Below are 19,611 nucleotides of genomic sequence, written 5' to 3'. Positions count from 1 at the left end.
ATTCGATGCCCGTAAAGCTGCAAGGCAAGATCGCCGTCATCACTGGCGGCAATAGCGGCATCGGCCGCGCCACCGCCAAACGCTTCGTCGCCGAAGGCGCGACGGTGTTCATCACAGGACGCAGACAAGAGGATCTGGACGCGACACTGAAAGCGATCGGAGGCGATATCACGGCCGTCCGCGGCGACGTCGCCCGATTGGAAGACCTCGATGACCTCTTCGAAGTGGTCAGACGCAGGGCGGGCCGGATCGATGTGCTCTTCGCGAACGCCGGCGGAGGCGAATTCGCGCCTCTCGGTCAGATCACGGAGGCGCACTTCGACAGCATCTTCGCAACGAACGTAAAGGGCGTCCTCTTCACAGTCCAGAAAGCCCTGCCATTGATGCGCGCCGGAGGCTCTGTGATCATAACCGGCTCCACTGCGGCCAGCACAGGAGTGCCGGCCTTCAGCGTCTATGCCGCGAGCAAGGCGGCGCTTCGGGCGTTCGCCCGGAATTGGATCCTCGACCTGAAAGGGACGGGCATCCGCGTCAACGTTCTGGCTCCGGGAGCGACCTCGACGCCGGGCTGGCATGGCCTGGCGCCCTCTCAGGAGGTCCAGCGCAAGATGATCCAGGCCGTGGAGTCGACGACGCCCCTCGGCCGCCTCGGCGACCCAGACGAGGTCGCCGCGGCTGCGCTGTTCCTGGCTTCCGAGGACAGCAGCTTCGTCAACGGGATCGAGCTCTTCGTGGACGGCGGCTCGGCCCAGATCTGAGCGGAACGCCCCGTGCAAGACTCCTGCTGACCGGAGACATCGCGATGCTTAGGCGGCCTCAAGACCGCGCCCAAACGCCATAATTCTCCGCAGCAAGGGGCAGCCACCTCCGTTCTTTTAGCTGCGCTGAGCGGCGCGAGCCGCTTCCGACCGGGCTTTCAGAAGCTCACCGCCGACGCCGGACAGCGCCGCTTCGACATCGTCATCTGCGAGGCCGTGGACCGGCTCGGCCGCAGGCTGGCCGACACCGCCGATTTGCAGGACATGCTGGCCTTCCATGGCGTGCGGCTGTTCACCCCCACGCTCGGCGAGGTGACCCAGATCCATATCGCCGTCATGGGCATGATGGCCCACATCGCGCTGCGCGACCTCGGCGAGAAGACCCGCCGCGGCCAGCTCGGCCGGGTGCTCAAGGGCCGCGTCGCCGGCGAGCCGAGGCGGCCGTCGTGGAGCGGATCTTCCGCGAGTTTGGGGCCGGCAAGAGCCCGGAGGCGATCACCAAGGACCTCAACCGCGAAGGCGTTCCCGGCCCGGGCGGCCGGCCCTGGTCCAACACCACGCTGCGCGGCCAGGCCAGGCGCGGCACGGGCGTGCTCCACAACGCGCTCTACCGCGGCGTGCTGGAGTGGAAACCGGCGCCGGACGCGCAGTTGGACATCCTGCTGCACCCTCGCCTGCCGGAGCTCTACCGGCGCAAGGTGGAGACGCTGGAGGCGGTTCTCGACGGTCCCGACCGGGCCGAGGCCATGGATGTCATCCGCTCGATGATCAAGAAGGGCTAGCTGCGGCCGCGCGCCCACGGGCCCGGGCTCGACGCGGTTCTGCATGGCGACCTGTCTGCGGTCCTGGCGGCGTGCGGCGAGGCCCAGGCCCAGAACGCAAAACTCCCCGGCGCTGGGCAGCGTCGGGGAGTTTTGGGAGTTTTGGTTGCGGGGACGCGCAACCACCGAAAGTTGAGTCTGGCCTGCGCCGTCTAGGCACCTAAGTCAGCCTTTGACCCTGAGCGGACGCCTGTAGCGTCCGGTTCGGGTAAGCGGCTGGCGAAGGGCCCCCCGTTGCCGAAGTCGCACGGGCAGCGGTATTGGGCGTGCCTTAAGACATGGCCGCCTTCGCCCGAGCGTCGGCCGCCTACCTGGTTGTCGCCGTCGACATGTCGACCGTCTCGACGTCCGGCAAAGCTCAGGTCTTGTCGAAGAGCGGCTTCTGCGGCCCGTAGAACCGCATCATGACTTCCCAGCGTGAGCCGGGCTTGGTGGGGGTCCAGTTCGCCTCCTTGCCGGCCGGCGCCGCCGGACCGAAATAGAGGTCAACCGACCCGTCCGGGTTGCTGTGGAGGCCCGGGGTGTTGGAGCCGCGGCCGGGCCATCTCTGGTCACGGATCAGGGCGTGGGTGGCGCGATCATAGACTGTCACCGACCAGTAGAGCGTGACGGGCGCATGGGCCGGCACGGTCAGCCGATAGGTGCTGCCGCCGTCGAAAGGCCGGCCGTCCTTGTCGTGCAGCGCCACGAGGTAGAACTGGCCCGTCCCCAGGTGCTTCACGCTGGAGAACGCCATGGAGAAGAACACGCCGCGCGTGTCGACGGGATAGACGCCGGCCTTGGCGAACCCGTCGGCCAGCCCTTCCGTCAGCTCGGGCGCGAGCGGCAGAGCCCACTGCCGGCCAGGATAGTAGGGAGAGAACAGCGCCTCGTACCCTCGGTCGAGAATGACATGCGCATCCCGCGCACCCTGTTCGAGCAGCGTCTGCGTGGCGCCGTCGGGCTGAAACGCCTTGCCTTTCTTGATCCCGACCGACTTCAAAAGGTCGATCATCGCCTTGTCGCGCTCGATCCACGGCTCGCGCTGGACGACGCGGTCGAGCGACCGGAAGAAGCGCACGTCATAGGGGATCGTGCTGTCGAACTCGGCGCCCAGCGCGTCGATGAAGGCTGTCGCCGGCGGCTTGGCGGCGCTGGACAGCGGGTAGAGCTTGATGCGCCTGCCGTATGCGACGGCCTTGGCGATGTCGGCCTCGCTGCCGCTGGCGACGTTGGATCGGAACAGCCCGCCGGCCATGTTCGTCTGCGATCGCAGGACTGTAAAACCGCGCGGCGGGGCCTTGGCGTAGCCGGGAGGCAGGATGAGGTACCGGCCGCCCTTGCCCTTGTCGGCGCCGGCGGGGCCGACATCCTCCATCGCCACCTGCCAGGCATCCGTGATGGTGCCGGTGATCGACCCGCCCTCCGCCGGCGGGATCTCGATGACGACCGGTCCCACCTTGGCCATGTCGACGAACGGCATGAAGTAGATCGTGCTGGGATTGGGCGTCAGCGTCTGGTTCTTCCAGTCGACGAAGCCGGACCAGTAGACGATCTGGTTTTCCTGGCCGCCCACCTTCTGCATGGCCTGGACCATCAGGTCGAAGTTGACCGCCGGCATCGCCCAGATCATCGCTTCCCTTGCGCGGCTCTGAACCTTCGCTCGGGCAAGGTCCTCCTCGCCCGCTGCGCTGGCGGCGCGCGGCAGGAGCACGCCCGCCAGAGCGCCTGCGATCACCAGGGTTCTGATCATCATCATCGCCTCCATCGCCTCGTCAGAACGGATCGACATAGTTCAGGATGGCGGTCTGCCGCAGCAGCACCTTGCGGATCGTATGGCTCGCACTGACATGGTTCGTGAACACGGCCGCCATTCCTGTGCTCCCGGCGGGGAGCCTTTGCGCAACGGCCGGATCGTCGAGCCGCAGGCGCACGACGAATGGGGCGGTGGCGACCTCGCCCGGCCTCACGGCAAGCCCGCCCGTCGTCGTCTGGCCGGTGGACACCGCCTGGATCACGGCCTCCACACGGGCGGCAAACACCCTGCCCGGCAGCGGCTTGAACGTCACCTCCGCCGGCTGGCCGGCCTCGACGTGCCGGACATCAATCTGGGGAATCTCCGCCGCGAGGATCGTGTCCGTCGTGTCGATGAAGGTCATGACCGCAGCCTGTGGGCCGACACGGGCGCCCGGACGCAGGGCGAGATTGGTCACATAGCCCTCGCCGGGCGCGCGCACGGTCGTACGGTCGAGGTCCCACCTGGCGGCGTCGAGCTGGGCGCGAAGCTGGTCACGCTCCGCCTCGCGCTGCTGGACGTCGAAGGCCCGACCGGCATCGCTGCGCTGCAATTGCGTGAACTGGCCGAGCCGTTGCTCGGCGAGACGAAGCTGCGCCTCGATCGCGTGCACCTGCGCCTCGTATGTCGTCGGATCGATCCTGAACAGGATGTCGCCGCGCTGCAGCGGAACATTGGCCTGAACGGGCACCGCGACGACCTCGCCCGCAACCGAAGGAATGACCTGGACGGCGTTGCGCGCCACCATCGCGGGTCCCCACGGGGGGCCCCATCCCATGGGAATGAAAAGCCCCACCATCAAAAGGCCGAGAACCAGAACCGGCGAGAGCTTCCAGAACCTGTTCAGGTGGATGAAGCCCAACCAGACGAACAGCGCCAGGACGGCGATATAGCTCAGAAGGAGCAGGTTGATCATGGCTGCTCCTCCCGCTTCGCGGGCACGTCGACATAGGCCCAAATCAGGACGAGCGGCCAGAAGAGCAGACCGAAGACCAGCGTCGCCCAGCCGCCCACCACGACCGCCTCCGCCCAGGGATGCCCGCGCCGGCGCGCAATGCGGCCCGGCATCGCCCCGAGCGCCACGACGATCGCCACGAGTGTGCCGACCGCGACGATCAGCACGACCCAGGCGAGGAGATCGAGGAGCGACATAGCGTCTCCTTGGTTACTGCAAAAACGATTGCGTCCACTTGTGAGGTGGCCGCCCAGAACCAGCTTAGAAACGGATGTTGAGACCAATCACCGGGCCGTGTTGCAGGACATCGAAGCGATACTTTGTTCGGCCTTCTCCCTGCTCGTAGTCCACGTAGAGCGCCTTGTAGCCCAGCACGCCCGAATAGGTGACGCCGTTGCGGGTCGCGAAGTCGTAGCTGTAGGCGGCGATGGCCTGCCACGAAACGTTGCTCCCGCCGCCGCCGACGTCGCCCCGCAGGATGATCTCCTGTCCGGGAGCCAAGGCCCAGCGCGCCCTTGCCCCGACGAATCCATCGAGCCAGTCGACCGAGCCGGACCGTCCGATGGCGCGATTGCCCCTGATGGTGAGGTCGCCGATGTCCAACGTAGGGAAAAGGGCGAGATCGAGCTCAACGCGCTGATACCAGTACCGTGCGCCTGCGATGACGTCGAAAGCCACGGGCCCGAGCTGAGCGAACTCGTAGCCGGCGCCGGCCTCCAGGATCGCCGACGTGGATTTCGCGTTCAGCGACGTCCCCAACGTGCCGGTGATCCCGGGCTCCAGGGTTTTGCTCTTCACGCTGGAGGGGCTCAGCGTGACCCTGTCCCAGATCGCGTCGCCAAAGACCGAGAAGGGGCCGTTGCGCGCCTCGCCGTCGAGCATCAAGGCGGCGAGCGTGCCGCCGTTGTCGAAGGTCGACTTGATCACGTCCGTGAAGCTGGCGTCGATGTCGGTCGTCCTGCCCTTTACCGTTGTCTTCCCGGTCAGGCCCGGCAGCCACGCGTATGGCGTCAGCCGGAAGGTCCAGCTGGGCGGCATGGGGAGTTCAGGAGCCGCAGGCGGCGGAGCAGAGATGTCCGCCGCCTGCGCCGTCGCGCTAACACCCAGTGCTGCTATCAAGACTATCGCGCGCTTCATCTTGTCTGGTCCCCCTGCATTTGCCCCTCCACCCGGGGAGGCAGTTCGAAGCCCGTTCTATTGCTGAGTGGCCTCGAACCCCTTCTGCAGCTTCTCCATCATCTGATCGATGCTGAAGCTGGAGGGTCGTTGGCTCGGCGGGTAATCCTTGAAGGTCGCCAGGAACTGACCGACGACGGCGGGACCGGCGATGATGGCGGCCGCCGCATCGGACATGATCCAGTCGTAGTAGCTGTTCGACGTGACGTCGGCGCGCTCGTAGGGGTCGGACCGCAGATTGAAGACCTTGGGCACGCGAAGCGGGGTGAATGGTTCGGCCCAGATCCTCAGGGTGCCTTGGGCTCTCTGCTCTTCGAAGACCATCTTCCAAGAGCCGAAGCGCATCGCGACGACGTCTCCGTCATCATTGAAATAGATGAACTCCTGCCGCGCGCTGTGGTCCTGCTGGCCGGTGAGGTACGGCAGTTGATTGTAGCCGTCCAAGTGCACCTTGAAGGTTTTCCCTCCGGCCTGGTGGCCCTGGAGGAGCTTTTCCTTCACGTCGGGATCGCCCGCGGCCGCCACGAATGTCGGCGCCCAGTCCAGGCCGCTGACGATCTCGTTGGAGACGGACCCCGCCTCGATGTGGCCGGGCCAGCGGATCAGGCAAGGGACCCGGAAAGCCCCCTCCCAATTGGTGTTCTTCTCCGAGCGGAAGGGCGTGGTGCCGGCGTCAGGCCAGGAGTTCTGATGCGGCCCGTTGTCGGTCGTGTAGAGCACGATGGTGTCGTTGGCGATCCCGAGGTCGTCGACCGCCTTGAGGATCCGCCCGACGACCCCGTCGTGCTCGATCATGCCGTCGGCGTACTCGGTCCGGGAGTTCAGGCCGGGCTTGTCCCGATGTTCGGCGCGGACGTGAGTCCGAAAATGCATGCGCGTCGTGTTCATCCAGCAGAAGAACGGTTTTCCCGCCCCAACCTGCCGCTGCATGAAGTCAACCGCCGCGGCGGACGTCTCGTCGTCGATCGTCTCCATCCGCTTCTTGTTGAGCGGGCCGGTGTCTTCGATCACCTGCTTGCCCACGCGCCCCCAGCGCGGCTGCTCGGTGGGGTCGTCGGTGTCGGAGGCTTTGCAGCGCAGCACCCCGCGAGGCCCGAAGCGTTCCCTGAAGCCGGGGTCCTGCGGGTAGTATCGGTTCTCCGGATCCTCTTCCGCGTTGAGGTGGTAAAGGTTGCCGTAGAACTCGTCGAAGCCGTGCACCGTCGGGAGATATTCGTTTCTGTCACCGAGGTGGTTCTTGCCGAATTGCCCCGTGGCGTAGCCAAGCGGCTTGAGGAGTTCCGCCAGAGTTGCGTCGCGCGCCTGCAGGCCCACGGTGGCGGCGGGCAAGCCGACCTTCGAAAGGCCGGTTCGCAACGTGCACTGGCCCGTAATGAAGGAGGATCGACCCGCCGTGCAGCTCTGCTCGGCGTAGTAATCGGTGAACATCATGCCTTCGCGCGCCAGGCGGTCGATGTTCGGCGTGCGGTATCCCATCACGCCGAATGAATAGGCGCTGACATTCGTCTGTCCGATGTCGTCGCCGAATATCACGAGAATGTTGGGCTTGCGTCCCGAAGACGCGGCGGCCGGCGCTGGCGCATTCCGCTGCTGCGCCTGGACAACCGTCAGGCCTTCCATCGTTGAGGCGAAAGCGGCTGTTCCGGCCAGCAGGAGATGGCGGCGGTTCAGGCCATCGGCAGCCTTGCTACGTGCGGAGGTGTCCGACGTTTGATCGCTCATGGTTCGCTCCTCTCACGGATGACGCAGCGGAAGCCGAGGTGGCTCATGGACGTGTCGACCGGCTGGGCCTGTCGCGCTGCCGGCCTGTAGCGGCGGCAATAATGGGGCGAGCACAAGTGAGAGCCGCCCTTCACGACCTTCCGGGGAATGCGGATCGCGGGCTGAGCAGGATCGAGGCTGTCGTGCTCACGGGCTCCCCGTGGATCGCGGGGAAAGCAGCAAGGCTTCGAAGCCGGAGCCGCGTGACGGGCGGCGTACCAGTCGGACGTCCACTCCCAGACATTGCCGATCATGTCGTACAGGCCGAAGCCGTTGGCCGGGTACGCTCCCACAGGTGAAGTTCGCTCCCAGCCATCTTGCCCGGCCTCACGGACCGGGAATCGGCCCGTCCAGGTGTTGGCCATCGGGCGGCCGCCGGGTGTGAACTCGTCACCCCAGGCGAACTCCGTCCCTTCCCGCCCACCCCACGCCGCGTATTCCCACTCGGCCTCGGTCGGCAGGTCCTTGCCCGCCCATTCGGCATAGGCCCTTGCATCCTGGAAGCAGATGTGGACGACCGGATGGTCGTCGAGACCATCGAGCGACGACCCCGGCCCGTAGGGCGCCTGCCACGACGCGCCGAAAGCGAATGTCCACCATTGCGACAGGTCCCGAAGGTCCACCGGGTGATCGGTCGGCGTAAACACGAGCGATCCCGCCCTCAGCATCCCGGGAAAGGCTCCGGGGTAGTCTTCGGGTCTGGGCGGGATCTCCGCGAAGGTCGTGTAGCCTGTCGCGGCGACGAAGGCCCGAAACTGGCGGTTGGTGACCGGGTGCTCGTCGATCCAGAATCCGCTGACCCGCACGCGATGGGCCGGGGCTTCTTCGGGATAGTGTCGGTCCGATCCCATCAGGAACTGGCCGCCGGCAATCTTGACCATGCCTTGGTGATGAGCGGTACCACTCAGCATTGGCGTCTCGATCCTCCTAGAAGCGACCGGAAGCTGTCATCCAGAGATGTGGTTCAGCGCCAGCAATGGCCGTGCATACGGGCGGCCGGACCGGAGTCGAGCGATCGCGCCCGCCCCGGGGCCCAACGACGTTGGGCTGAACGAGGACAACCTCTTCGAACCAGCCTGGCGCCATCATGTCCTGCGCAACCCGCAGCGCCCCTGGAGGCACGAGCAGAGGCCGGCGTGACGAGAGGAACACTCGCGATTGCCGACGCGAGGGCAAGTACGGGGCGCGTCATGACCTCACCTCCCCTGTCTGCACGTTGCACGATCCCCGCCCGCCGGTGGGTGTCGCCATCGCGGGAAGATCCTCAGACGCATTGCGGAGCAGATCAGCTTCGGATCGGCTTCGGCGCTGCCGCCGAGAGGTCGAGCAAGTATTCCATCGAAGGCGTCTTCGACGCTCTTGCGCCACGACGTTCAGCGTCGCGACACTGCGTCTTACAGTTTCACAATGAGAGTTATAGATCAACTGCCTGCTCCCGAAAATAAGCAACCGTCAAACTTGGATAAATATATTACACAAAATCCTGATGTTGAATGGTCTTCAATCACAGCTTTTACATGCCCCACGGGGCGCATGGTTCCCATTTATTGATCAGTCCATGCAAAGCTAGTTGATAATCCCTATTGTCTCATCCTTACTAGCCAATGATAACGAAATTCGGCCTCTTTGTGATGCGTAGTTTGTGCCAATGCAGCAAAGCGAGACAGGGTCATGGACGGCCTGGAAGATCGATCCGCGCGGGTTCAGTTTGAGTCTCAGTCCATCGAAATCAGATGCTTCGAGCAACTCAGCGAGGCCACGCCCGCGTCGCGCTCCGAAATCGTCCAGGTCGAGAAGGGCGAGATGCATGGGCGCCTGCGCCATGTGTCCGTTGGTCCCGTTTCAATGGGGCTCGGAATCTTCGATCGAGGGATCGTCTCGAAAGGTGTCTTCAGTGACCGGGACGTCACGTTCGGCATGCTGTTTGAGACGCCCTGCAACACCCACATCGCGTCGCTCAGATGTGAAACCGTTTCGGTCTGGCCGCCCGGGGTCGAGCACCTCAATCGCTACTTCGGGGGAGCCGCGTTCGGCGGCATATCCGTTCCGGCTGACGCGCTGTCCCGCTTCTTCGGCGAGGGCTGCCCCGTGGGGCAAGTGGAGGAGTGGGCGGCCGAGGCGACCCTGCGGTTTGACGCCCACGATGCGGATGCGATCGATCGGGCCCTGACCGGCATCGTGTCGCAGGCGGGGGGCAATCTCCACGTCTGCGCCGGCGTGGCCGAATACTGGACTGACGCCCTTCTCGATGCGCTCACGCGCGGCGTGCCGCGGCCGGAGCAGCGGGGCCGCTGTGGGTCGCGACGGTCCCTCTATGACATCCTGGAGTATCTCGACATCGTGGACACGTATCCCGTCCATGTCGCCAGGCTGATGGCCGTATCGGGACTATCCCGTCGATCGCTCTTTCGGCTGTTCGACGAGGAGATCGGCGTATCCCCCGTGGCCTTCCTCCGTCAGCGCCAGCTGTGTCGCGCAAGGACACTCTTGAAGCGGCCTGACAGCGGCGGGGAGACCATCGCCGATATCGCATTCCGGTCAGGCTTCTGCGACTTCGGGCGGTTCTCGGCGTATTACAGGGCCCAGTTCGGAGAGTACCCGTCGCAGACTGTGAAACGTCACCGAAGTCTCTAGGCCACGCCCCCCAGAGGAGACGATCGTGAGATCAGGGAGCTGGGCTCCAGCGGCAGCAACTTGCGTGCTGAGTTGGAGCGGCATTGGCGTTCCGTCAGGCGGACTGGTGCCGCCACCAGGATTCCATTTCAACAAAACCCTGGCGCATTGACAGGTCAGCGAAGCAAGTCTGCTTTAGGCAGCGGCGGTCGCGACTGCTGTTGGCGCTAAGCCGACCTGAGCGGCGCCAAGGTCCGCCATTTTCGTCCTGCGACATCCTCGATAGCTATGGATGCTGGACCTGGGATTGGCACCATTGGCATGATTGGCATGAACGTCCGGAGAAAAACATAGGCTCGGCCGGACGATCTCTGCCGCCGAGGACTTTTGCATGCGTAAGGCCGTCAATCCCACTCCGGAAGAGATCTCCGCGATCAAGGCTGAATGGGAGCGGATCCTGGACTGGAAGGAGCGGCAACCGCATCCAAAGCTCAGGCGCGAAGAACTGAAGCGGTTCACGTCCCAATGCGATCAGTTTGTCGCCACCGTCAAGCGCAGCCCCTCTCTCACCGGGAGAGCACCGGCCGACGTCATTCCGACCTTGGGCGCGATGTTGAGCGCGAGCGGCTTTGAACGGCTTGCGGGGTCCATTTCCGGTCCACATCCTCAGGGCGTTGAAGACGTCCTGCGCCATGTCGGCCGCCCCGGGCGACTGGACACCGTTGCGCTCGTGCGCGGCTTGGAGCAGCAGACGCTTCCGGCCCGACTATCGGCTGCCGCCCAAATAGGGCCAGATCTGCTCGTGCGGCTGTTGAACTCTGTCTAGGCACCGGCCGAGAGGATGTCGGAGTTCGAGCAGCCCCGGCGTGGAGGCCGGACCCGCGATACCGACCGGAGAATCGTATTGGGTCTCGCCAGCGAGACCTATGTGAAGCGGACCGGCGAACGCACCACAGTCAGCCGGACCGGTCCGTTCTTCAGGTACTGCGCCGAGGTGATGGACGCCTTGGGCCTAGACACCGACTCGCTGGACGAGTTCGCCCCCAAGGTCATGCGTCGGGACCGTAAACCCTAGCTCACGACGCTGGTGGAAAACCTCGCTGAAAATTGTTGAGGTTCTTCGGCTGTTTGCGTCCTCCGACTCTGAGATTTGGGTCGCCATGAGGCGTTTGCAGTCCACTCCCGTCCCCTCGCCGGCCACGATCGGCTCTGAGGTCGACGCCGCCGGCGCGCGGCGGCCCGACGGCGGCGCCCTCCACCCGGCTCTCATCGCCCTCGCGCGGTTGCTGGCCCGCCAACTCGCCGACGATGTCGTGCGGCGGCGGTCCCATGACGCTGAAGGCGAGAGCTACTGGAGCGGCCGCCGAATAGGTCGGCTTCAGAACAAGCGTCGCAAATGAGCCATGACGCTCGCACGAACGTTGTCGATATGCTCCCGCATGGCGTCTTGCGCGCGCGAAGCGTCTCGCGCCGTGATGGCGTCGATGATCGCAAGATGCTCCTGTACGCCCGGTTCAAATCGCTCGGGCACCCGTCCCATGTCGAAAATCCTCGTCTTTTTACGCAGGTCTTCGATCAACTCAGCAAGCAGGCGCGACCCCGCTAGACCCGCGATGATCAGGTGGAGCCGGTCGTCCACCGCGACGTGCTCGGCGGGCGTCGGCTCGACACCGTCGCGGAATTCAGCGATGCGGGCCGCGACTGCGCTGAGTTCGGGCGATCCGCCGGTCTGAGCGGCGCGGCCTGCGGCCTCGACTTCGAGCAGCCGCCTGATGTGCAGCACCTCCATGAAGTCGTCGATCGAGAGCCGGCGGACGACCGGCGTTGCGCCGGCGGTGCGCAGCACAAGTCCTTCCGTCATCAACCGCATGGTCGCTTCGCGAACCGGCGTCCGGGATACGCCCAGGCGTTCCGCCAGCTTCTTTTCCTGCAGCGAAGCGCCGGCCGGCAGTTCGCCATTGAGGATCATGTCGCGGAGCCGCTCATAGGTAGAGTGACCCAGCGTCGAGATCGTGCCCTGATCGGCGGTCACCCATCCACTCCGTTCAATGGTCGCGTTCCTCGCTCGGATCGGAAGCGCCGCGCGCTTGGGATTCACACTTTCGCCCCGGCCCCTGGGGCAGCGCCGCTTTCCCTAACACTATTCCAAGAGTATACACACTGTATGTCGAAGTCACGCAGCCTCGGCTGCGTGAGCCGCAAACCAGCACCAGCGGCCCTGCTGCGGCAGCGCGCATCCGGAGTTCATCATGGCCGACATGCCCAACGACATCGTTATTCGCAATGGCGTGGTCGTGACCGCGAGCGACGTGTTCAAGGCCGATCTCGCCATTACGGGGGAGAAGATCGCCGCGGTCGGCGCGAAGCTGCCGGCGGGCCGCCTCGAGATCGACGCGACGGACAGGCTGATCCTCCCCGGCGGCGTCGACGTCCATTGCCATATCGAACAGCTCTCCGGCGGCGGGCTGATGAACGCCGACACATTCGAGAGCGCGACGCGGTCGGCTGCTTTCGGGGGCACGACGTCGGTCATATCCTTTGCGGCCCAGCACCGGGGCGCCAAGCTCAGCACGGTGGTAGAGGAATATGCGGCGCTGGCGCGGCGTGGGGCGGTGATCGACTATGCCTTCCACCTGATGGTCGCCAACCCCGACGAACAGACGATCGCGCATGACCTGCCGGCTCTGATCGGGGCCGGACACCGCTCGGTCAAGGTGTTCATGACCTACGACGCGGTCCAGGTGAGCGACCAACAGCTTTTGGACGTGATGCTCGCGGCGCGCAGCGCCGGAGCTCTCGTCTGCGTTCACGCAGAGAACCATGGCGTTCTGAAGTGGATGAGCGAGCGGCTGGTCGCCCGCGGCTACGTTCTGCCGAAATTCCACGCCGTGAGCCATCCGCGGGCGGCCGAGGTCGAGGCCTTCCATCGCCTGATCGCCTTCTCCGAGTTGCTCGACCAGCCGATCATGATTTTTCACGTCTCCACTGCTGAGGGCGCGGCCGCGATCCGCGACGCGCGTGGACGCGGGGTGAAGATCTTCGCCGAGACCTGCCCGCATTACCTGCTGATGACGGCGCAGGATCTCGACCGGCCGGGGCTGGAAGGGGCCAAGTGGATATGTTCGCCGCCCCAACGCACGGCTGCCGATCAGGAGGCGCTCTGGCGGGCGCTGGCCCTCGGGGACCTGCAGGTCCTGTCGTCCGATCACGCTCCTTATCGTTTCGATTCGAGCGGAAAGCTCAGCGCCGGCGACAACCCGACGTTCAAACAGATGGCCAACGGCATGCCGGGCCTGGAGCTGCGGCAGCCGCTCCTGTTCGACGCCATGGTGTCGCAAGGGCGCATGGGGCTCAGCAAGTTCGTCGAACTCACCGCGACGGCTCCGGCCCGGATCTATGATCTTCCGGGTAAAGGCTCGCTGGCGATCGGGGCGGACGCCGACGTCGCGATCTGGAATCCCGAGCGCCGCGTCACGCTCGCAAACGACCTGCACGACAATGCGGGCTACAATCCCTTCGAGGGCCGCACCGTCACGGGCTGGCCCGAAACCGTGTTGCGGCGGGGCGAGGTGATCGTCGCGGAGGGCGTCATCAACGCCGCGCCGGGCTCGGGACGGCTCTTGCTGCGGCCCGCGGGCGAAGCCACACGACCCACCGGCCAGCTGTCGGCGGAATTCGATCCCGCACGGAATTTCGGCGCCGATCTCTACTGAGGCAGCGGCTTGGAGCGCTCCGCCATGAGCAACACGATCTACGTCATCAATCCGAATTCCTCGACCACCGTCACCGGCGCGATCGACCGGGCTGTCGAGCCGCTGCGGACGCAGCAAGGGCCGGCGATCGCCTGTCTGACCTTGCCGGATGGCCCGCCTGGGATCCAGAGCCAGCGCGACGTGGACGGCGTCATCGGGCCGCTTCTGCGGCGAGCCAAGGACCTCGAAGAGGAGGCGGCGGCTTTCGTGATCGCCTGCTTCAGCGATCCAGGCCTCCACGCCTTGCGCGAGCAGAGCCGGCGCCCGGTCTTCGGCATCGCGGAAGCCGGCGTTTTGACGGCGCTCACCCTGGGGCAGCGTTTTGGCGTCATCGCAATCCTGCCGACCTCGATCCCCCGGCATCTACGCTACTTCGGCGCGATGGGCGTGATGGCCCGCTTCGCCGGCGACCTCTCGATCGGGCTGGGCGTGACCGAGCTCGCCGACGAGGCGCGCACATATGAGCGCATGAGCGCCACCGGCCGCGCGCTGCGCGACGCCCACGGCGCGGATGTCATCGTGATGGGTTGCGCCGGCATGGCGCGCTATCGGCGGCGCCTCCAGGACGAGCTCGGCGTCCCGGTCGTGGAGCCGACGCAAGCTGCGACCGCCATGGCCTTGGGCCGCGTTCTTCTGGGCGATCTCTGAGCGCCATCACGGTCACCCAAAGATTGGAATCCAATGCCCCTCATTAGCGAAGCCGCGTCAGGCGTGTTCGTGATCGCCGTCACCCCGTTCACCCCGCAGGGCGCGATCGACTATGCCAGCCTGGACTCGATGGTGGATTTCTACCTCGAGAAGGGCGCGAGCGGCCTCACCTTGCTGGGCATGATGGGCGAGGCTCCGAAGCTGACCGCAGCTGAATCCCTAGCCGTGGTGAAGCGCGTGCTGGGACGCGTGTGCGGGACGGTTCCGGTCGTAGTGGGCGTCTCCGCGCCGGGCTTCGCGCCGATGCGGGAGCTCAGCGCTGAGGTGATGGACGCCGGGGCGGCCGGCGTCATGGTGGCTCCGCCTTCCAGCGTCAGAACGGATGACCAGATTTACGCTTACTTCGAGACGGCGGCCGCGATGCTTGGCGATACGCCCTTCGTGTTGCAGGACTATCCGCTCGCGACCAGCGTGCAGATCTCGACGGCCGTGATCACCCGCATCGTGCAGGCGCTGCCGAGCTGCGTGATGCTCAAGCATGAAGACTGGCCGGGGCTGAACAAGATTGGCGCCCTGCGCGCCGCCAGCGATCGGGGCGAGGCGCGCCGGATTTCGATCCTGTGCGGCAATGGTGGGATCTTCCTGCCGGAAGAATTGAGCCGAGGCGCCGACGGCGCGATGACGGGCTTCGCCTACCCGGAGATGATGGTCGACGTCTGCAAGGCGCACGCGGCAGGCGACATCGAGCGGGCCCACGACTTGTTCGACGCTTACCTGCCGCTGGCCCGCTATGAGTTGCAGCCGGGACTGGGATTGCAGATCAGGAAGCACATCCTGGCGCGCCGGGGCGTGATTGCGTCCGCGGCGCTGCGGGCGCCAGCCGGCCGCCTTTCGGCGGGTGATCTGGCCGACATCGAGCGCCTGATCGCGCGCCAGGACCGCAAGCTGGCCAAGCTTGGCTAAGGGCGCCTAGAACGCCGGCAGCGCGCGCACATCGACCACGCCGTCGCTGCGCATCCGCCAGTCCGGATGGCGACCGCGCAGGCCGATGACCCGGCGGTGATTGTAGAGGTATAGCCAAGGCGGATCCTGCTGCAGCAGGCGATAGCATTGCCTGTAAAGCTCCTCGCGCGCCGCGTTCGACGTTGTCACGCGCGCAAGATCGATCAGCCGCTCAACGGCAGGGTTCGAGTAACCCTGCCACCAGGATCCGCGCACCCGCGAATCAACCTTTTCGTGCAGCACGCGAAAGACGCTCATCGGGCTGGAATCGAAGACGCAGACGTCGTGAATCGCCTTAAGCCTGACCTGATTGGCGTAGCGCACGCGATCGGGTTCGATGTCTCGCTCGAAGCGAACCCCAAGCGGGGCGAGTTGCGCCTCGATCGCATCCGCCAGCGCCTGCGCTTCGTCGGGCAGGCGCGTGGGACAATAGAGTTGCAGCGTCAGACCGTCCGGATGACCCGCCTCGGCGAGCAGCCGCCGGGCTTCTGCAAGGTCCTGCACGAAGGGCGGGGCGTTCGGATCAGCGCCATAGTGCACAGGGCTTACAAAGCCGTGCAGCGGCTGGCCGGCGCCTTCAAGAACGCCCTCCACCAGTTGCCGGCGATTGATGGCCAGGTTGAGCGCGAGGCGGACTCGGGGATCGCCGGCGGGCCCTTCGGCCGCATTGAACATCATGATCAGAGCCGTTGGCGCCAGGAACTCCACCGTCGTGAAGGACGACGAAGGGAGCTCCGATAGCGCTGCGCGCGGCAGACCGTTGGCGATGTCGACCTGTCCGGTCCGAAGCGCTTCGGCGCGGCCGGCGGCCGTTTCGCCCTTCACCCAGACGATGCCGTCATGGGTCGGCTTGCCGTCGAAATGGCCCGGATTGGCGCGCAGCTCGATCCGCTCGCCGGGCAGGTACGATTGGAGCCGGTAGGGACCGGTTCCGACCGCCCGCCGCGCCAGGTCCTCGCCTGCAGCCTCGACGGCGCGCGGCGAGACGACATGGCCATAGGCCAGGATGTCGAAAAGGTCGGCGATGGGCTGCGCCAGGGTCAGCGCGATCTCGTGGCGGCCGAGAACCTCGACCTCCAGCCCGGCGAGGTACTGCGCATAGACGCCCGGTGCGCCCAGCGTCGCCCCCATGTCGGGGCGGGCCATGCGCATCAGCGCATACCGGATCGCGTCGGCCTCGCACGGGTCGCCATCGTGAAACACCACGCCTTCGCGCAGGAGGAAATGGTAGCGGCGCGCATCCTCCGAGACCGTCCACTCCGTCGCGAGCGCCGGGCAGTAGCCGCCCCCGGGGGTGCGTCGCACCAGCGTGTCGAACAGCGCGCCGAACACCGTCAGGATGTCGTTGGCGTCCGTACAGGCGTGCGGGTCGTCCAGCGCGACCCGGCCCTGGCTGATCGTAACGGTCGTCATGCGTGGGCCTCCATGGCGGCGGATGTTGCTGTGGCGTCGTGCAGGTGGCAGGCCACCGCATGTCCGTCGCCCTGCGGGCGCAGCGCCGGGCGCTCCACGGCGCAGCGATCGAATGCGAGCGGGCAGCGGGTGCGAAAGCAGCAGCCCGACGGCAGGTTGAAGGCGCTGGGCACCTCGCCCTTGATTTCCTCCGCTGCGGCCGCGATCGGCTCACCGAGCACGGGCGCGGCGGCCAGCAAGGCGCGCGTGTAGGGATGCTTCGCGTCCTTGAAGATCGCGTCCGTCGAGCCGGTTTCTACCATGAAGCCGAGATACATCACGCCGATCCGGTCGCTGATGTGCCGCACCACCGAAAGATCATGCGTGATGAACAGGTAGGCGAAGTTCATTTCGTCCTTCAGATCCATCATGAGATTGAGGATCTGGGCCTGGATCGAGACATCGAGCGCCGAGACCGGCTCGTCCGCGATGATCAGCTCCGGCTCCACTGAGAGCGCGCGCGCGATTCCGATGCGCTGGCGTTGGCCGCCCGAGAACTGGTGCGGGTAGCGATCCGCATGCTCGGGCCCGAGGCCGACCTTGGCGAGCAGCGCCAGCGCCCTGTCCTTGGCGTCCCGAACCTTGCCGGGCGCTTTCTCGAGAAAAGGCTCCATCACGATGTCGCTGACGCGCTGGCGCGGGTTGAGCGACGCATAGGGGTCCTGGAAGATCATCTGCATCTTGCTGCGGATCGGCCGCATGCGGGCGAAATCGTGATCCGTGATGTTCTCGCCGTCGAGGACGATGCGGCCGCCGGTCGGCTGGTGGAGCTTGATGACCGTTTTCGCCAGCGTGGACTTGCCGCATCCGCTCTCGCCGACGATGCCGAGCACCTCGCCGCGACCGATCGACAGGCTCACGCCGTTCACCGCGTGAACGATGCGGCGCGGCGCGGACAGCCGTCCGTTGCGCCAGCGCAGCCGGTCGAAAAAGCCGCCGCTCGCGTCGAAGCGTTGCTGGAGATCATGCACCTGGAGGAGCGGATCCATCAGAGCTTCGCCTCCAGCGGGAAGTGGCATGCGGCGGCGTGATCCGGCGCGAACGCGGTCAGAACCGGCTCGACCTCCCGGCAGAGCGGCCGCGCGGCGGCGCAGCGCGGCGCGAAGGCGCAGCCCGGCGGCAAGGCGCGGATGTTAGGGACCGAGCCCGGGATTTGGTGAAGCCGCCGGCGAGACCGGTCGTCATGCGGGATCGAGTCGAGCAGCCCGCGCGTGTAGTGGTGAACGGGGCTGCGAATCAGTTGCGCGGTTGGCCCGCGCTCGACGATGCGGCCGCAATAGAGCACCACGACCTTGTCGGCCATCTGCGACACCGCCGCGAGATCGTGGGTGATCAGGATGAGCGACGCTTGTGTCTGCTCCACCTGCCGCTTCATCAGCCGCAGCAGCTGGGCCTGAATCGTGACGTCGAGCGCCGTCGTGGGCTCGTCGGCGATCAGGAGGCGGGGGCCGGCGATCATCGCGATCGCGATCACGACACGCTGGCGCATGCCGCCCGAAAACTGGTGCGGGTAGCTGTCGAGCCGCTCCTCGGGCTGCGGGATGCCGACCTCGCGCAGCATCTCGATGCACCGCGCCCGCCGTTGCCGGCCGGGCATGTCGGTGTGGAGGCGCAGCATTTCCTCTAGCTGGTTGCCCACCGTGTAGAGCGGATTGAGCGCCGTCATCGGGTCCTGGAAGATCATCGCGATGCGGTTGCCGCGGACGCCGCGCATGCCGGTCTCGTCAAGTCGCAGCAAGTCCTGACCCTCGAAGCGGATCTCGCCCGCCTCGATCCGCCCGGGCGGATCGATCAGCCCCATGATCGAGAATCCGATCATCGACTTGCCGCCGCCCGATTCGCCGACGAGGCCGAGGATTTCGCCGGACCCAAGATCGAAACTCACGCCGTCGACCGCCTTCACCACCCCGGCGAAGGTATGGAAATAGGTTTTCAGCCCCGTGACGGACAGCAACGGCGTGGCCTGCGAGGCTGTGGCCGGGCCGAGCTGAAGCGAGGATGTCGTCATTTAAGGCGCGGGTTCAGCTCGTCGCGAAGGAAATCGCCGAGCAGGTTGATGCCGAAGACGATCAGCATGATGAACAGTCCTGGGAACACCGAGATCCACCACAGTCCGGAGAACAGCACGTCGAAGCCGTTCTTGATGAGCAAGCCGAGCGAAGGTTCGGTGATCGGCACGCCGACCCCGAGAAAGGACAAGGAAGCCTCGATCAGAATAAAGGTGCCGACCTGGATCGTCGCCACCACGATCAGGGGCGTCAGCACGTTGGGCAGCACGTGGCGCAGGATGATCTTGCGGTTCGGCAGGCCCGACACGCGGGCGGCCTGGACATATTCCTTTTGCGATTCCCGCAAGGTCGAGCCGCGCACGATCCGTGCATAAACGACCCAGCCCACCGAGATCAGGGCGATCAGCACCTTGTCGGCGCCGGTGCCAAACGCTGACATCAGGAAAAGGGCGGTCAGCACCGAGGGAAACGACAGCTGGATGTCGGCGATCCGCATGATCACGCTGTCCAGCTTGCCGCCATAGAAGCCGGCGATCAGCCCGAGCCCGGCCCCGAGCACGCAGGAGCCCAGCATGGCCGCGAACCCGATAAACAACGAGATGCGGCTGCCATAGACGATGCTGGCGAGCACGTCGCGACCCTGGCCGTCGGTGCCGAGCAGGTATTGCGGCACACCGCCCTCCAGCCAGACCGGCGGCTTGAACGAGTCCATCAGCTCCAGCTGAGCCACGTCGTAGGGGTCCTGCGCGACCAGCCAGGGGCCGATCGTCACCATGACGACGAACATCGCCACGATGGCGCTGCCGAACATGGCCGAGCGGTTGTGCCGGAAGCTGTGGAACAGTTCCGACGCGGCGAAGCGGCTGATGACCCCTGGAACCATGTTCATC

18 protein-coding genes and 1 pseudogene are annotated in these 19,611 nt (G+C 65.8%); 8 read left to right on the top strand and 11 right to left on the bottom strand.

Annotated elements, in window-relative coordinates; genetic code table 11:
• The first annotated feature begins 5 nt into the window (after positions 1–5).
• The 3 genes and pseudogenes from ABEG18_RS08650 to ABEG18_RS08640 all read left to right on the top strand — a co-directional run bounded on the left by ABEG18_RS08650 (position 6) and on the right by ABEG18_RS08640 (position 1,540).
• Positions 6–758 carry an SDR family NAD(P)-dependent oxidoreductase gene (locus ABEG18_RS08650; RefSeq protein WP_406857661.1) on the top strand — a complete coding sequence of 251 codons (753 nt, stop codon included), beginning with the start codon at positions 6–8 and terminating at the stop codon, positions 756–758.
• Positions 759–884: 126 nt separating this feature from the next.
• Positions 885–1,118, top strand: a pseudogene (locus ABEG18_RS08645) (recombinase family protein); the annotation flags it as partial.
• A gap of 86 nt (positions 1,119–1,204) precedes the next feature.
• Positions 1,205–1,540 (top strand): recombinase family protein, encoded by a 336-nt coding sequence (locus tag ABEG18_RS08640; RefSeq protein ID WP_406857660.1) that lies wholly within the window; start codon positions 1,205–1,207, stop codon positions 1,538–1,540.
• 397 nt (positions 1,541–1,937) lie between these two features.
• Here the strand turns inward: ABEG18_RS08640 and ABEG18_RS08635 are convergent, their stop codons facing one another.
• From ABEG18_RS08635 to ABEG18_RS08610, 6 genes are all read right to left on the bottom strand, one after another.
• Positions 1,938–3,314: a DUF1254 domain-containing protein gene (locus tag ABEG18_RS08635; RefSeq protein WP_406857659.1), complete on the bottom strand. Its 1,377-nt coding sequence runs from the start codon at positions 3,312–3,314 to the stop codon at positions 1,938–1,940.
• Between the two features lie 19 nt (positions 3,315–3,333).
• Positions 3,334–4,269, bottom strand: a complete 936-nt coding sequence (locus ABEG18_RS08630; protein ID WP_406857658.1) for an HlyD family secretion protein — start codon at positions 4,267–4,269, stop codon at positions 3,334–3,336.
• Complete coding sequence (locus ABEG18_RS08625; protein ID WP_406857657.1) at positions 4,266–4,505, bottom strand: DUF3302 domain-containing protein; 240 nt, start codon at positions 4,503–4,505, stop codon at positions 4,266–4,268. The genes ABEG18_RS08630 and ABEG18_RS08625 overlap by 4 nt, the downstream gene beginning before the upstream one ends.
• Before the next feature lie 64 nt (positions 4,506–4,569).
• Complete coding sequence (locus ABEG18_RS08620) at positions 4,570–5,445, bottom strand: hypothetical protein (RefSeq protein WP_406857656.1); 876 nt, start codon at positions 5,443–5,445, stop codon at positions 4,570–4,572.
• Positions 5,446–5,502: 57 nt separating this feature from the next.
• Positions 5,503–7,206: an arylsulfatase gene (locus ABEG18_RS08615; protein WP_406857655.1), complete on the bottom strand. Its 1,704-nt coding sequence runs from the start codon at positions 7,204–7,206 to the stop codon at positions 5,503–5,505.
• Positions 7,203–8,156 carry a formylglycine-generating enzyme family protein gene (locus tag ABEG18_RS08610; protein WP_406857654.1) on the bottom strand — a complete coding sequence of 318 codons (954 nt, stop codon included), beginning with the start codon at positions 8,154–8,156 and terminating at the stop codon, positions 7,203–7,205. The genes ABEG18_RS08615 and ABEG18_RS08610 overlap by 4 nt, the downstream gene beginning before the upstream one ends.
• Before the next feature lie 760 nt (positions 8,157–8,916).
• Between ABEG18_RS08610 and ABEG18_RS08605 the strand changes: the two genes are divergently transcribed.
• Positions 8,917–9,879 carry a helix-turn-helix domain-containing protein gene (locus ABEG18_RS08605; protein WP_406857653.1) on the top strand — a complete coding sequence of 321 codons (963 nt, stop codon included), beginning with the start codon at positions 8,917–8,919 and terminating at the stop codon, positions 9,877–9,879.
• 370 nt (positions 9,880–10,249) lie between these two features.
• Positions 10,250–10,684 carry a hypothetical protein gene (locus ABEG18_RS08600; RefSeq protein ID WP_406857652.1) on the top strand — a complete coding sequence of 145 codons (435 nt, stop codon included), beginning with the start codon at positions 10,250–10,252 and terminating at the stop codon, positions 10,682–10,684.
• Positions 10,685–11,236: 552 nt separating this feature from the next.
• Here the strand turns inward: ABEG18_RS08600 and ABEG18_RS08595 are convergent.
• A complete protein-coding gene (locus tag ABEG18_RS08595) occupies positions 11,237–11,890 on the bottom strand; it encodes a GntR family transcriptional regulator (protein WP_406857651.1) in 654 nt (217 codons plus the stop codon).
• Between the two features lie 217 nt (positions 11,891–12,107).
• On the opposite strand from ABEG18_RS08595, the gene hydA reads away from it, so the two are divergent.
• Genes hydA through ABEG18_RS08580 form a run of 3 tightly spaced genes read left to right on the top strand, consistent with a single transcriptional unit; the run spans position 12,108 to position 15,221 of the window.
• Entirely contained in the window at positions 12,108–13,571 is a 1,464-nt protein-coding gene (hydA, locus tag ABEG18_RS08590; RefSeq protein WP_406857650.1) for a dihydropyrimidinase, read from the top strand.
• A gap of 24 nt (positions 13,572–13,595) precedes the next feature.
• Positions 13,596–14,258: an aspartate/glutamate racemase family protein gene (locus ABEG18_RS08585; protein WP_406857649.1), complete on the top strand. Its 663-nt coding sequence runs from the start codon at positions 13,596–13,598 to the stop codon at positions 14,256–14,258.
• Positions 14,259–14,291: 33 nt separating this feature from the next.
• Positions 14,292–15,221: a dihydrodipicolinate synthase family protein gene (locus tag ABEG18_RS08580; RefSeq protein ID WP_406857648.1), complete on the top strand. Its 930-nt coding sequence runs from the start codon at positions 14,292–14,294 to the stop codon at positions 15,219–15,221.
• Positions 15,222–15,227: 6 nt separating this feature from the next.
• On the opposite strand, the gene ABEG18_RS08575 is transcribed toward ABEG18_RS08580, so the two are convergent.
• From ABEG18_RS08575 to ABEG18_RS08560, 4 genes are read right to left on the bottom strand one after another with little or no spacing between them, the layout of a single operon-like run.
• Positions 15,228–16,673, bottom strand: a complete 1,446-nt coding sequence (locus ABEG18_RS08575) for an ABC transporter substrate-binding protein (RefSeq protein ID WP_406857647.1) — start codon at positions 16,671–16,673, stop codon at positions 15,228–15,230.
• Positions 16,670–17,701 carry an ABC transporter ATP-binding protein gene (locus ABEG18_RS08570; RefSeq protein WP_406857646.1) on the bottom strand — a complete coding sequence of 344 codons (1,032 nt, stop codon included), beginning with the start codon at positions 17,699–17,701 and terminating at the stop codon, positions 16,670–16,672. The genes ABEG18_RS08575 and ABEG18_RS08570 overlap by 4 nt, the downstream gene beginning before the upstream one ends.
• Positions 17,701–18,720, bottom strand: a complete 1,020-nt coding sequence (locus ABEG18_RS08565) for an ABC transporter ATP-binding protein (RefSeq protein WP_406857645.1) — start codon at positions 18,718–18,720, stop codon at positions 17,701–17,703. The genes ABEG18_RS08570 and ABEG18_RS08565 overlap by 1 nt, the downstream gene beginning before the upstream one ends.
• Positions 18,717–19,610: an ABC transporter permease gene (locus tag ABEG18_RS08560; RefSeq protein WP_406857644.1), complete on the bottom strand. Its 894-nt coding sequence runs from the start codon at positions 19,608–19,610 to the stop codon at positions 18,717–18,719. Before ABEG18_RS08560 ends, ABEG18_RS08565 begins: the two co-directional genes overlap by 4 nt.
• Between the last annotated feature and the right edge of the window lies 1 nt (position 19,611).

Origin of the sequence: Alsobacter sp. KACC 23698, from assembly GCF_045348435.1 — a bacterium.
In the GTDB taxonomy this organism is placed as follows: domain Bacteria; phylum Pseudomonadota; class Alphaproteobacteria; order Rhizobiales; family Beijerinckiaceae; genus Alsobacter.
The sequence above is the reverse complement of the archived record's forward strand: the minus strand, read 5'-3'. Positions and strand labels throughout refer to the sequence as shown.